The sequence below is a fragment of the Flavobacterium aquidurense genome, assembly GCF_001404985.1.
GTDB classification, from domain to species: Bacteria; Bacteroidota; Bacteroidia; order Flavobacteriales; family Flavobacteriaceae; genus Flavobacterium; species Flavobacterium aquidurense_B.
This window is the reverse complement of the sequence record NZ_JRLF01000010.1, coordinates 104,538-118,388: the sequence shown is the minus strand read 5'-3', so window position 1 is coordinate 118,388 and position 13,851 is coordinate 104,538. Positions and strand designations below refer to the sequence as shown.

Annotated in this window: 7 protein-coding genes; 6 read left to right on the top strand and 1 reads right to left on the bottom strand. The window is 32.0% G+C overall.

Annotated elements, in window-relative coordinates:
• The first annotated feature begins 198 nt into the window (after positions 1 to 198).
• The 5 genes from RC62_RS09005 (at position 199) to RC62_RS08985 (ending at position 10,503) form a co-directional block, all read left to right on the top strand.
• Complete coding sequence (locus tag RC62_RS09005; RefSeq protein WP_055094699.1) at positions 199 to 975, top strand: hypothetical protein; 777 nt, start codon at positions 199 to 201, stop codon at positions 973 to 975.
• A gap of 104 nt (positions 976 to 1,079) precedes the next feature.
• Entirely contained in the window at positions 1,080 to 2,039 is a 960-nt protein-coding gene (locus RC62_RS09000) for a GSCFA domain-containing protein (RefSeq protein ID WP_055094697.1), read from the top strand.
• Positions 2,040 to 2,224: 185 nt separating this feature from the next.
• Complete coding sequence (locus RC62_RS08995; protein WP_055094695.1) at positions 2,225 to 7,324, top strand: translocation/assembly module TamB; 5,100 nt, start codon at positions 2,225 to 2,227, stop codon at positions 7,322 to 7,324.
• Positions 7,308 to 9,626 carry a BamA/TamA family outer membrane protein gene (locus RC62_RS08990; RefSeq protein ID WP_209435097.1) on the top strand — a complete coding sequence of 773 codons (2,319 nt, stop codon included), beginning with the start codon at positions 7,308 to 7,310 and terminating at the stop codon, positions 9,624 to 9,626. The genes RC62_RS08995 and RC62_RS08990 overlap by 17 nt, the downstream gene beginning before the upstream one ends.
• A gap of 247 nt (positions 9,627 to 9,873) precedes the next feature.
• A complete protein-coding gene (locus RC62_RS08985) occupies positions 9,874 to 10,503 on the top strand; it encodes a DUF4230 domain-containing protein (RefSeq protein WP_055094690.1) in 630 nt (209 codons plus the stop codon).
• A 262-nt stretch (positions 10,504 to 10,765) separates the two neighbouring features.
• Here the strand turns inward: RC62_RS08985 and RC62_RS08980 are convergent, their stop codons facing one another.
• Positions 10,766 to 12,532 carry an aromatic amino acid hydroxylase gene (locus RC62_RS08980; RefSeq protein WP_055094688.1) on the bottom strand — a complete coding sequence of 589 codons (1,767 nt, stop codon included), beginning with the start codon at positions 12,530 to 12,532 and terminating at the stop codon, positions 10,766 to 10,768.
• Positions 12,533 to 12,767: 235 nt separating this feature from the next.
• Here RC62_RS08980 and RC62_RS08975 point away from each other — a divergent pair, with 235 nt between their 5' ends.
• A complete protein-coding gene (locus RC62_RS08975; RefSeq protein WP_055094686.1) occupies positions 12,768 to 13,850 on the top strand; it encodes a DKNYY domain-containing protein in 1,083 nt (360 codons plus the stop codon).
• Position 13,851: the final 1 nt, after the last annotated feature.

Below are 13,851 nucleotides of genomic sequence, written 5' to 3'. Positions count from 1 at the left end.
CAGGTATTTAGAGCGTATTTCCATTTTGTCTAAATTTTATTTCAGATGATTTGTTTGTTATTTTCTTGTTAATTAGTATGTTATTTGTGTTTTGAACTGTATTTTAAGTTTTTTTTAAGATTTAATGTGGAATCCCGTAATGTTTTGATTTTAGGTTGTATTAAGTTTGTCACAATTACAAATCAAACCCAATTCAAAATGAAAAAAATTTTATGTCTTTTTAGTGCTTTAACAATGGTGTTAATGGCATCTTGTTCTAGTGATGATTCTTCAGATGTAGCAGCTGAAACATTATTGCCAAAAAAAATTATCGAAACAACAGTTGAAAATTCAAAGTCAGGAAGTCTTACTTATACTTTAACTTATGACGGAAATAAGATAAAAGAAATTGCTGGTTCAGATGCCGGTAGATCTGTTTATACTTATACAGGTGATCTTATCACTAAAGTTGAATTTTACGTTTCAGGTTCTTTATATTACACAGATGTTTATGCATATGAAGGTGGTAAATTAGCTTCTAAAATTACTACAGCGGAATCTAATAAAACGAGTCAGGACAAATTGACTTTCGTTTATAATGCAAATGGTACAATTACCTCAAAAGCATCTGCAGTAGTGAATAAAGTAGAAATTCCTTATGACGGTACTACTACTTATACTTTTTCAAACGGAAATTTAGTTTCTACAGAATATGTTGATGGTGAAAAAGAAATAATTACAAGTACATTTGATGATAAGAAAAGTCCGTTTACTAACATTACAGGTGCAAAACTTTTATTGGATTTAGATGATAATTTTGATTTTGCATCACTAAATAATGCGTTAAAACATGTTACTGTAACTTACGACAGTGACGGAAAAATTACTCAAACAGCAACAGTAACGACTACTAATAAATACAACGCAAGTAATTACCTTACTGAAGCATTCGCAGGAGATGCTAAAGATTCTGAAAAACTTGAGATTACTTATTAATTAGTTTTTTATAATATTATAAATCCCCAATCAGCAATAGTTGATTTGGGGATTTTTTTTGGTCAATAATTAAGTTTTAAGCTGTATTTTTGAATAAAAAAGCCATGCAATTCAGAACCCAAATACCAATATCTAAAACTAATAATCCAATCGATTATAATTCGAAGATAATTTCTATTGGGTCTTGCTTTGCGGAAAATATGGCAGATAAATTCGATTATTTTAAGTTTCAAAATGTAACAAATCCGTTTGGAATCATTTTTAATCCGGTTTCGATAGAGAAAATTATCAGTCGTGTAATTAAGCAGGATTTTTATACAGAGAAAGATGTTTTCTTTTATAACGAACGCTGGCATAGTTATGAAGTACATTCAGATTTAAGTAATTCAGATCGACAAGAATTGCTGGAAACACTTAATAAAGCTATTTCAGAAAGCTATAAAAAATTACAAGAAGCCACACATATTATTATTACTTACGGGACTTCCTGGATTTACAGAAATATAGAAAGCGATCAAATTGTTGCGAATTGCCATAAAGTGCCTCAAAAGCAATTTTTAAAAGAATTAGTATCTGTTGAAGTAATTCAGAAAAGTATTCAAAATACGGTTGATTTAGTTCTGACTTTAAACCCTGAAATAAATTTTATTTTTACTGTTTCACCTGTTCGCCACATAAAAGATGGTTTTACCGAAAATCAATTAAGTAAATCGCATTTGTTTGCCGCGCTTCATCAGGTTTTAAAAAACTATAATCCACAAATCATTACGTTAAACTATTTTCCGTCGTATGAAATCATGATGGATGAACTTAGGGATTATCGTTTTTATACCGAAGATATGCTGCATCCTAATTCAGTTGCAATAGATTATATCTGGCATAAATTCAGTGAAAATTATATGGCAGAAAACAGTATTCCGACTATGCAGGAAATCTCTGAAATTCAAAAAAGCCTGCGCCATCGCAGCTTTAATCCTGAGTCAGAACAGCATCAAAAATTCTTAATAAAACTTAACGAAAAGATCACAGTTATTGAAAAAAAATGGTCACATATTAAGTTTTAAAATCTCTTTCTTTTTTTTCATAGCTTTTTTTAAAAAGTAAGAAAATAATTATTTGTTAGTGAAATTTTAGAATAATTGGGTGTAATTGTGTAAATTGTTAAGGTTTAAAATTCTCAATTTTGTAAAATGCCCACATACGGCTTTTATAATAACGCAACTTTAATCTAATCGTGTTTTATTGACTTATGAATAAGAAATCCATTCATTTTCTTAAAAAAACACTACGTATACTCCTTTGGTGCGTGGTTTCTATCATTGCACTTTTATTGCTGATAATTGTTTTAATTCAGGTTCCATCTGTTCAAAATTATGCAAAAGATAAGGCCATTACTTATCTTCATAATAAAATTAAAACTAAAGTTTCATTAGATCATATTTCGATCAAATTTCCTAAAGATGTAGTTCTGGAAGGTTTTTATTTTGAAGATCAAAATAAAGATACCTTGCTGGCTGGTAAACGTTTAGAGGTTGATGTAGATTTATTTAAATTGGTTAGCAGCGAACTCGAAATTAATTCGGTTTCACTTGAAAACGTCACGGCAAATATTTCCAGAAATAAAAAAGGCACTTTTAATTTTGATTACATTATAAAAGCTTTTGAATCAAAAGAACCAAAAGTAGAAGATCCGGACAGTAAGCCTTTTGTAATATCAGTTGTAAAGGTAAATCTCGACAATGTGAAATTCAATTTTAAGGATGATTTTGCTAAAAACGACATCAAAGTTAACCTGACACATTTTGACACTAAATTCAAGGAATTTGATTTGGATAAAATGAATTTTGATATTCCAAATATTAACTTGAAAGGGTTGAAATTAGTTTTGGATCAGGATGTTGTAGAAAAAATTGCCGAAGTATCGGTACAAACAGTTGACACCATTTCTAAAAGAAAAGATTTTAATCTGAATTTAGGAAAAATCAGTTTATCTCAAATTGATATTGCTTATGATAATAAAGATTCCAGGTTAGATTCAGGAATAAAATTAGACAATCTGGATTTATCAGTTAATAAAATTGATTTGAATAATCAACTATTGGATTTTGATACTTTCGAATTAAAAAATCTAAAAGGAAACTTACGTTTAGGTGCTAAAGACAAACAAATCAAAACGCCCAGTTTAGATTCAACTGCAATTAAACAAGCAGGATGGAAAGTAAAATTGAATGATGTTAATATAGAAAATATCGCTTTCAAATTTGATGATATGCAATCAAAACCAGTTTTAAAAGGAATTGATTACAGTCACCTGGATTTAAGTAAATTCAATTTTAAAGCAGAGAAATTATATTATGGAAATGATACGATTTATGGAAATATAAAAGCATTGGCTGCAATTGAAAAAAGCGGGTTAAATATTCAGTCCTTAAAAACAAATTTCTTTTATGGGCCTAAAAACGCTTATTTAAATGATTTGTATTTAAAAACACCACAAACATTACTTCAAAATAAGGTTAAAGTTGCTTATTCTTCGATTGCATCAATCTCTAAAGACTTAGGAAACCTTTCTGTAGATGCGAATTTAAATCAGTCGAAAATAGGTTTTAAAGATATTTTGCTTTTTGCTCCTGATTTGCAAAAAACAAACCCGTTTAAGAGTAATCCAAATGCGATTTTATATTTGAATACACGTTTGAGCGGAAAAATAAAAGATCTTGATATTCCGCAGTTCGAAATGAGCGGAATAGGAACTACAAGAGTTTCGCTTTCAGGAAAAATAAAAGGTTTGCCGGATGCCCAAAAAGCATATTACGATCTTGATATCAGAAAAGTTTCGAGTACTTCTAAAGACATTTATTCGTTTATTCCTGCCGGAACAATTCCTAAAAATATTCAGTTGCCATCGCAGTTGAATTTACAGGGAAAATTTAAAGGTTCGGTTCAGAGTTTTAAAACAAATCTGGCTTTAAACAGTAGTTTTGGAAATGCGAAAGTGGATGGATTATTTGATCAGCGCGTTAAGAAAAAAGAAAAATATGACGCGACGGTTTATTTATTAGATTTCGATTTAGGACGTTTGATCAAAAATGATTCTATCGGAAAAATTACACTTAAAGCAAAGGTAAAAGGAAATGGATTAGACCCAAAAACGGCTCAGGCACAATTTGACGGATTGGTTCAAAAAGCAGTTTTTAACAGATATACGTATAAAGATCTGGCTTTAAAAGGAAATATAGAAAACGGATCATTTGCAGTAAAATCAGGAATGAAAGATCCTAATTTGCATTTTGATCTTGTAGCAAGCGGAAATACAAAAGATAAATATCCTTCGGTAAAATTAAAACTGAACCTGGATATTGCTGACTTAGAAAAACTGAATCTTCATGCAGGACCAATGAAAATTCGCGGAAATGTTGATGCAGATGTGGCTAATAGTAATCCTGATTTTCTAAACGGAAAAGTATTTCTTTCAAACATTCAGATTTTACAAGACGCAGAACCAATTGTCTTAGATTCTGTACGCGTAATCGCTTTTGCTGATAATAATCGAAATAACATCAAATTATCATCTCAGTTTTTAAAAGCTGAAGTAGACGGAAAATACAAATTGACGACATTAACTTCGGCAATAAAAAAATCACTATCCAAATATATTGATTTAAAAAATCCAAAAGTAAATGGAGAATCAGATGAACAGCGACTGGCATTTACCTTAAAAATTGATAATGATCCCATACTTTTTAAACTGGTGCCAAAATTAACAGGTTTAGAGCCTATTACCATAACCGGAAAATACAATAATGTAACAGATTCATTAGAAGTAAAAGGAACGATCCCAAGAATTGTTTATGCAGATAATACTATTGCAGATGGGAAAATAAATATCGAAGCCAAAGAAAATGCTTTAGAATATATGGTTTCTGTTGCAACGGTTGAAAGCGGCTCTTTAAAAATTCCGTTTACGAGCTTATCAGGAAAAGTCGAAAATAATATTTTGACTTATGCACTTGAAGTAAAAGATACTAAAGACAAACAACAGTATTTTATTGCGGGTGAATTTAAAGCAGAAGATTCTAAAAACATCTTTAAAATCGATGCTGAAAATTTTGTGCTGAATTATGATAAATGGGCTGTAGATCCTGAAAATGCAATTGAATTTGGAGGGAAAAGACTTTATATCAATAAATTTTATTTATCTAATTCCGGTAATGAATTAAAAATTCAGTCTCAGGGAAATCAGGATAACGCACCATTGCAAGTTGATTTTGTAAACTTCAAAATCGAGACGATTATGAACATTGTTAAAAAAGATAAACTTTTAATGCAAGGTTTGATTAATGGAAATGCTGTTGTAGAAAATGTGATGACGAAACCCACTTTTACATCTGATTTAAAAATTGATCAATTTGCATTTAGAGGCGAGCCTGTTGGTGATATTGCCATAAAAGTAGATAATAAAACCAATAATCTGTTAGCGGCAGATGTTAGACTTAGCGGTGAAGGCAATGATCTGAACCTGACTGGTAATTATAAAATTAATGATGGTAATCTTGATTTTAATCTTGATTTAAACAAATTGAACATTAAGAGTATTCAAGGCTTTAGTATGGGTAATATTACTGAAGGAACAGGTTTTTTAACCGGAAATTTTAAAATTACGGGAAATGCAAGCGCACCAAAAGTAAATGGAGAATTAAATTTTAAAGATACAGGTTTCAGAGTAAAAAAACTGAACTCATTCTTTAAGACCCAAGACGAAAAAATCACGCTTCAAAATGACGTTATTACTTTCGATAAATTTACTTTTCATGATGAGAATGATAATGAGCTGACCATAAACGGAACCATAAAATCTGCTGATTACAGCAATTTTGATTTTGGATTAACTGTCGTGGCAGATGATTTTAGAGCCATACATTCTAAAGAAGCAGACAATGATTTGTTTTATGGAGATTTGATTCTGGATACCAAATTAAATATTAAAGGAACACTTGAGAATCCTGTCATTGGAGGAAATATCAATATAAATAAAGACACTAAGTTTACGGTTGTTTTGCCACAATCTGATCCTTCTATCGCAGACAGGGAAGGTATTGTAGAGTTTGTTGATGAAGATAATATGTATCTCAAACAAACTATTGCAATGGAAAACAAACTCAATCAATCAGAATTGGTTGGTATGGATGTAAGTGTTGAAATCGCGATAGATAAAGAAGCTGAGCTTACATTGGTAATCGACAAAGGAAATGGAGATTATCTAAACCTAAAAGGAGAAGCACAACTTACAGGAGGAATTGATCCGTCAGGAAAAATGACCTTAACCGGTAAATATGAGTTTTCTGAAGGAGCTTATGAAATGAACTTTAATATGATTCGCAGAAAGTTCGATATCCAGAAAGGAAGTTATATTATCTGGAATGGAGAACCTACAATGGCGAGTTTGAATATTACGGCAGTGTATAAAGTAAGTACCGCACCTATTGATTTGCTTGGTAATCAGTTGCCAACAGATAATCCTACGGTGAGAAATACATACAAGCAAAAAATTCCGTTTCAGACATTATTAAAAATGAATGGTGAACTTTTAAAACCGGAAATCACTTTTGATATTGTACTTCCAGATGGGAATTATGATGTTTCTACAGATGTTGTATCGCTTACTCAAACAAAACTGGAACAATTACGACAAGAACCGGCAGAATTAAACAAACAGGTTTTTGCGCTTTTATTGTTGAATAGATTTATTGGTGAAAACCCTTTTGCAAGCGAAAGTGGCGGAACAAGTGCAGAATCTCTTGCCAGACAAAGTGTGAGCAAGATACTATCGCAACAATTAAATGATCTTGCAGGAGAATTAATTACCGGAGTTCAATTAGAATTTGATCTTGAATCTACAGATGATTATACAACGGGAACAAAGGAAAACAGAACAGATTTGAATGTTGGGGTTTCTAAAAAACTGTTAAACGACAGATTAAAAGTAACCGTAGGAAGCAGTTTTGCGGTCGAAGGCCAGGAACGCGCTAACGAAGAAAGTACGAATATTGCAGGTGATGTAGCATTAGATTATCAGCTTACAAAAGACGGGCGTTATATGGTTCGCGCCTATCGAAAAAACGAATATCAGGTCGCAGTAGAAGGACAGGTTGTTGAAACCGGAGTAGCTTTTATTATCACTATGAGTTACAATAAATTCAGAGAGCTTTTTCATCGTAGTGCAGCAGAAAAAGAAATGATAAAAGAAGAAAAAATCCGCAAGGAAAAGAGAAAACTCAAAGAAAAAGAAGAAAAACAAAAAGAAGAAAACGAAGAAAATCAAATTGAAGGAAATGAGCAAAAGACATAGCAATATGAAAATTAGATATGTAAAATATTTTATAGCGCTCTCCTTATTTTTTGTTTTTGGATGCAGCAATACAAAATATTTAGCCGAAGGAGATTTACTGTATACAGGAGGTACTGTGACAGTAAAAGATTCTATTATAAAAAAGAAAGACAGAAAAGAACTGGAGAAAGAACTCGAAGGTTTACTGCGTCCAAAACCGAACAAGCAAATACTAGGATTACGTCCTAAATTATGGATTTATAATCTTGCTGGCGAGCCTAAAAAGAAAAAAGGAATTAGATATTGGCTTCGCAACAAAGTAGGAGAAGAACCGGTACTTTTTAGCAAAGTCGATTTAGATTATAATGCTTCGGTACTTAGAAGTTTTACTGAAAACCGAGGTTATTTCAAAAGCCGTGTCAGTGCTGATTCTACAGTGAGAAACAAAAGAGTAACCGCAGAATATACCGTTATTCCTAAAAAACAATATATTATTAAAAGCGTAACTTTTCCTGATGATTCTCTGGCAATGTCAAGAATAATTGGAAGATCAAGCCGAAGAAGTTTATTAAAAGTAGGAAAACCATATGACCTTGATGTTATAAAAGCCGAAAGGGAAAGGATAGATGCAAGGCTTAAAGAAAAAGGATATTTTTATTTTAATCCGGATTATATTTTAGCTCAGGTAGACAGCAGTAAAGGCGATCATGAAGTAAAAATTAAACTGGTAATAAAAGCGGATGCGCCACCAAAAGCCCTTACGGCATATAAGATTAATAAAATTGTGGTATATCCTAATTTTACAGTTTCTAAAGACAGCGTAAAATACACCCAAAAAGATATTGTCAAGTACAAGGATTTTACAATTATTGATACAGCAAATACTTTTAAGCCAAGAGTTTTTGACAGGGCAATTTATTTTAAAAAAGGAGATTTATATAATAGAAAAGATCATAATCTGACTTTAAATCGTTTTGTGAATTTAGGAACTTTTAGCTTTGTTAAAAATGAATTCAAACCATCAGACAGTTTAAAAAACAGCTTAGACTCCTATTATTATTTAACACTTTTGCCTAAAAAGTTTATTCGTGTAGAGGTTTTAGGAAAGACAAATTCAGCGAGTTATACCGGAACAGAAGTAAATGTAAACTGGAATAACCGAAACTTATTTCGTGGTGCCGAATTGCTGACAGTTTCTGTTTTTGGCGGTGCTGATTTTCAGCTTTCAGGAACCAATAACGGCAAGAATATATACAAGCTGGGAACTGAAACCAGTTTGACATGGCCACGATTTATTATTCCATTTTTTCATGTGGAAGGTTCGAGTGAATATGTTCCAAGAACGAAAGCCACTGTGCGATACGAATTTCAAAACAGAACACAATTGTATGCTTTGAATTCTTTTAAAACCTCTTTTGGTTATCAATGGAAAGAGAATATTAGAAAAGAACATCAATTGAATATTCTTGATGTGACGTATGTAAGTCCAAATAATGTAACAGCAGAATATAAACAGGATATTCTTGAAGATGCTTCGCTGGGAAAAGTGATCGAAAAACAATTGATTTTTGGTCCAACGTATTCGTATACCTATACCAATACGATGCAAAAACGTAAAAAAAACACATTCTATTTTAATGGAGAATTAGACTTGGCTGGAAACATTACAGGTTTGGTTACAGGTGCAAACGTAAAAAAGAACGATACTATTAAAATATTTGATGTTCCGTTTAGCCAATTTGTAAAGTTAAAAGCAGACTTCAGGCATTATTTAAAATTAAGCAAAGAAAGCGAATTAGCCAGCAGAATTATTGTAGGAGCCGGACTTCCATACGGAAATTCAGGTGCATTGCCAACATCAAAACAATTTGTTGTGGGAGGAACTAATAGTATTCGTGCCTTTAGGGCAAGATCTCTTGGTCCAGGAAGTTATTTGAACACGGAAACAACAAATAATTATTTGCCTGATCAATCTGGAGATTTAAAATTAGAATTTAGTACAGAATACAGGGCTAAACTTTTTAGTATTGTTCGTGGAGCTTTATTTGTTGATGCCGGAAATGTCTGGTTGATGAATGCTGACCCCAATAAACCCGGAGGACAGATTACCAAAGATTTTATGAAAGATATCGCCGTTGGTGCGGGAGCAGGATTACGTTTTGATTTGTCATTTCTGGTTTTAAGAACCGATTTAGCTTTTCCGCTTAGAAAACCATATTTACCGCAAGGTGAAAGATGGGTTATCGATGATATTAATTTTGGAAGCGGACCCTGGAGAAAAGACAATTTAATACTTAATATCGCAATTGGATATCCATTTTAGAAAAAGTTTGTCACATTTTTTTGCAACGAATTTCACTAATTTTCACTAATGCTTTGTGTATAATTTATTAATGACGTGAATTTTAAATTTGTGAAATTGATTATTATACGCAAGCATATGTATTATTCTAAATTCGTGACCCGAGCGATAGCGAACTGGCGAAGCAAATTCGTGGCGAAAAACTTCGTAACGAAAAAACTTTTCAGCTCTTAAAAAAAGAAGTAAATTGGTCTAATAAAATAAAGGAATGCAAAATTTAATAAAGAGAATAATAGTTTTAGCCGCGCTCGTACTTGTTATAGTTCTGGCTTTCAAATATTGCGAGTTCAAAAAAGAAGACGATTCTACTATTGATTACAACACCAATCTAATTCAGCAGCAAATTTTAAATGTTGGTAAATTAGTAGTTACAGAGGGGCATTTTTCAGAAGTTATAACCTATAAAAATCAACAGAAATATTTGATGGATATGGTTTCTTTTGAGAAGAAAGCGCTTGTAGTTGTAAATGCAAATGTTACAGTTGCCTACGATTTGCACAAAATGAAATATGATATTGACGAAAAGAATAAAACAATAACGATTTTAAACATTCCAAAAGAAGAAATTACAATCAATCCGGATATTCAGTTTTATGATGTAGAACAAAGTAAACTAAATCCTTTTACCGGAGACGATTACAATAAAATCAATAAATCTGTAAAAGCAAACCTGGCCAAGAAAATCGAAAAATCTACTTTGAAAACGAACGCTCAAAACCGTTTAATAAGCGAATTGTCTAAGATTTTAATTCTGACAAATTCAATGGGCTGGAAATTACAATACGAAGGAAAAACAATAGAATCTGATAAAGATTTTAATGAAGATCTAAAATTGTAGAGGAAAGGTACAGAGGTTCAGAGTGACGGAAGTTCAAAGTTTTTTTGCCGCAATCTTGTGATTTCGACCGAAGGGAGAAATCACACTCGTAAATCGACAAAGATTGAAGGCTTTCTTTGCGGAGTTTCTAGTTTGATTTCTCCCTTCGGTCGAAATGACAGAAAATAAGAAAAAATTTTGCGATTCAGCGACTTTTCGAGATTAAAAAATCTCCGTGCATCGGCTTGAATCTGTCAAATCTGCGTGAAAAAAAATAAAAATTTTAGTGACTTTGTGGCAATGAATTATTAAAAATCAAATCTAAACCACCAGCAATTAAATGTGCCACTTCAAGGCGTTTCACTTTCAACTGATCAAGATAAACAAGCACTTCCTGTAAAAGTTGATCTTCATTTGAATCTTTTAGAAGTTCTGCGATTTCAACAGAAAGCAGCCAATCGTTAGGATGATTTTGTTTTAATTTTTCAAATACAGATTTCAATTCAGATTTAGCATCTTTATTTTCTCTGATCATGCGAACCGTTTGATACAGAATTTCAAGATCATCACGTTCGTCTGTATGTTTTGCTTTTATAGTGGTTGTTTTAGGCACTGAATTAATCAAATCAAAACTGTTTACATCGGCTGGACCGGAAAATGCAGAAACTACTTTTTTACCAATTGCCATGTCATAATTTCCCCATTCAGGCTGAAACAAAACCTGTTCGCCATGTGTCACGGTGCAATTTCTAAAACTAATCAGAATAATTTCTCCGTGTAAGTTTCTTGACCCTGTAATGATTTCTCCTTCAACAATAATATTGCCTTCAAATTCAAGTTTTACGGTTTCATTCTCAACGATGCTGTAAGCTTGTAAATCCTTCGGACTCATATCTTCAATCGCTAAATTGAATCCTTTCAGTTTCCCAATCGGGCTTCCAAAACCTTCCGGATGCGTCAAAGTTCCATGACCTACCAATTCTTTTTCACGATATGATAAAGCTGTTTTTCCTGTGGTTTGAATGTAAACAGGTTTTCCTTCTTCTTCAATCACATTTGTAAAAACACCTGAAATTTGTAAACCCGTACTTAATTCAATTGTTCCTAAAGCATTCGAATGGATCAATTTCTGAATACCTGAAAGTCCTCCCGTACGTAAAGCCATTTTATTGGCAAACTCTTCAAGAATCAAACTTAAATAAGAGAAATTTGGTGTTACGTAAAGTTGAGGTTGCAACTGCGTAATATCAAAATTTTGATTTGCAGCCGAGATATCATAAGGAATTTTCTTCACGTTATCTGTCATGCACCAGGCACTTTCACCAATAGACGAAAGTAATCCTGCGCCGTATATTTTCGGATTTTCAACTGTTCCAATAAGACCATATTCAACCGTCCACCAATGTAGATTTCGAATTTGTGCCATTTCAGATAATTCACCCATATTATTTTGTAAGTCGGCAACCGCTTTTTCAGCTTCGTCTATTTTTTCCTGAGGCGTATCTTCGGCTTCTTTTAAAATAGAAAGCAATCGAATCGCTTCGTACATCTGATAATCTTTATGAGAGGAGATTGCTTTACAGCCAATTTCACCAAAACGGCGTAAATATTCAGCATATTCAGGATTGGCAATAATAGGAGCGTGGCCGGCACCTTCATGAATAATATCCGGTGCGGGTGTATATTCTATGTGTTCTAATTGTCGAATGTCTGAAGCAATAACTAATACATTATACGCTTGAAATTCCATAAATGCATTTGGCGGAATAAACCCGTCAACGGCAACTGCAGCCCAGCCTATTTCGGTTAAAATACGATTCATTCCGTACATACTTGGGATAGAATCAATTTCGATTCCGGTTTTGCGTAAACCTTCCAGATACGAGTGATGTGCAACTTTTGATAAATAATCTACATTTTTGCGCATTACATAGCGCCAAACCGCTTGGTTTATAGGACTGTAGTCGCTATAATCCTGAGGTTTAATAAATTGCTTTAAATGTTTTGGCAATCGCTCTAATAACGGGTTTGTTTCAATACTTGCATTCATTTCGAAAACGTTGTAGATTAAGAATGTAAAATTACGAATTTAGAGTACTAAAATAATTTTTTTTGCCATAGATTTTTAAAAATAAGATCGTTTTATTACACAATCTTTAATTTATTTCTTTTAAACTAAAATTAAATAACAATCTGTTTTCTTTGCTTTAAAAATAAAATACAACTGTTGGATAATAATAAATTTAGTTAGTTTTACAGACAGTATTTTTTGGATCTATATTAGTATGAAAGTTTTTTATATCATTTTAGCAATCGTTATTTTAGTCATTTTAGCGATTAGGTTTTTTCTATTTAAAATAGGAAAACCTGTAAACTTAAAAATTTCAAATTCCTATTTTCATCATTACAGAAAAAAACTAATTGTTTACTCACCATTAGGAAACTGGTTTGAGTTAGGATATTTTGAATCTACTGCAGATGTTGCAACTTTTCAGCCTTTAAATCAAGATTTTGGGAAAGATAAAAATAGTGTTTTTTGGAAAGGAAGAAAACAATTGGTTGATTGTAATACTTTTGAAATTGATGGTTTTATCATAAAAGATAAGAATTATGTCTATAATACTAATGGTAATAAATTTGATGAGCTGGAAATTATTAAGGATGCTGACCCAAAAACATATCAGTTATTAGATTCTTCTATAGAAAATTACCAACGTATTAATTGGTTTAAGGATATTAATGCTGTTTATTATAAAAATAAAAAAATCGAAGGTGATCCTCATACTTTCAAACCTTTAAATGATGCGATTGCTATTGATGCCAATTTTATTTATGCGATTATAAATTATCGTGGTGAAGGAATTGAAATGTTGGAAGTAAATCAGGTTATCAGAAAACATAAAATGATAGATGGTGAAATTCGTCCAATAAATGAAACCTATGTTCAAATTGGCAATTCGGTCGTTTCTGCTTTTACAAAAGCTGAATTTGAACTGCATGTATTCGATTCTATTACAACAGTAAAAACGATTGATTATTGGAGCATAATTGTCGATAATGTTTTAATCTGCAAAGGAATTATATTTCCAGATGTTGATGCACATACATTTGAAGTTTTAGATTATAATTTTTCAAAAGACAAGAGCAGTATTTATTATGATTGCGAAAAAATCAATCACGCTGATTATTCAAGTTTCAAAATCATTTCTGATGAATATTCGAAAGATGCTAAACAAGTTTATTTTAAGAATAATGTCGTAAAAGGAGCAAATCCTGAGACCATCAAATCGAGTTCAGAATATGGTATTTGGGAAGATGAAAATAACAAATATAAAAATGGGGAAGTTTTATCTTCGGATAAAGCTTAGA

What these genes read in the sequence shown, in the direction of transcription:
- RC62_RS08975 (WP_055094686.1), top strand. Translation starts at nt 12,768, where the DNA reads ATGAAAGTTTTTTATATCATTTTAGCAATCGTTATTTTAGTCATTTTA.
- RC62_RS09005 (WP_055094699.1), top strand. Translation starts at nt 199, where the DNA reads ATGAAAAAAATTTTATGTCTTTTTAGTGCTTTAACAATGGTGTTAATG.
- RC62_RS08985 (WP_055094690.1), top strand. Translation starts at nt 9,874, where the DNA reads ATGCAAAATTTAATAAAGAGAATAATAGTTTTAGCCGCGCTCGTACTT.
- RC62_RS08990 (WP_209435097.1), top strand. Translation starts at nt 7,308, where the DNA reads ATGAGCAAAAGACATAGCAATATGAAAATTAGATATGTAAAATATTTT.
- RC62_RS08995 (WP_055094695.1), top strand. Translation starts at nt 2,225, where the DNA reads ATGAATAAGAAATCCATTCATTTTCTTAAAAAAACACTACGTATACTC.
- RC62_RS08980 (WP_055094688.1), bottom strand. Translation starts at nt 12,532, where the DNA reads ATGAATGCAAGTATTGAAACAAACCCGTTATTAGAGCGATTGCCAAAA.
- RC62_RS09000 (WP_055094697.1), top strand. Translation starts at nt 1,080, where the DNA reads ATGCAATTCAGAACCCAAATACCAATATCTAAAACTAATAATCCAATC.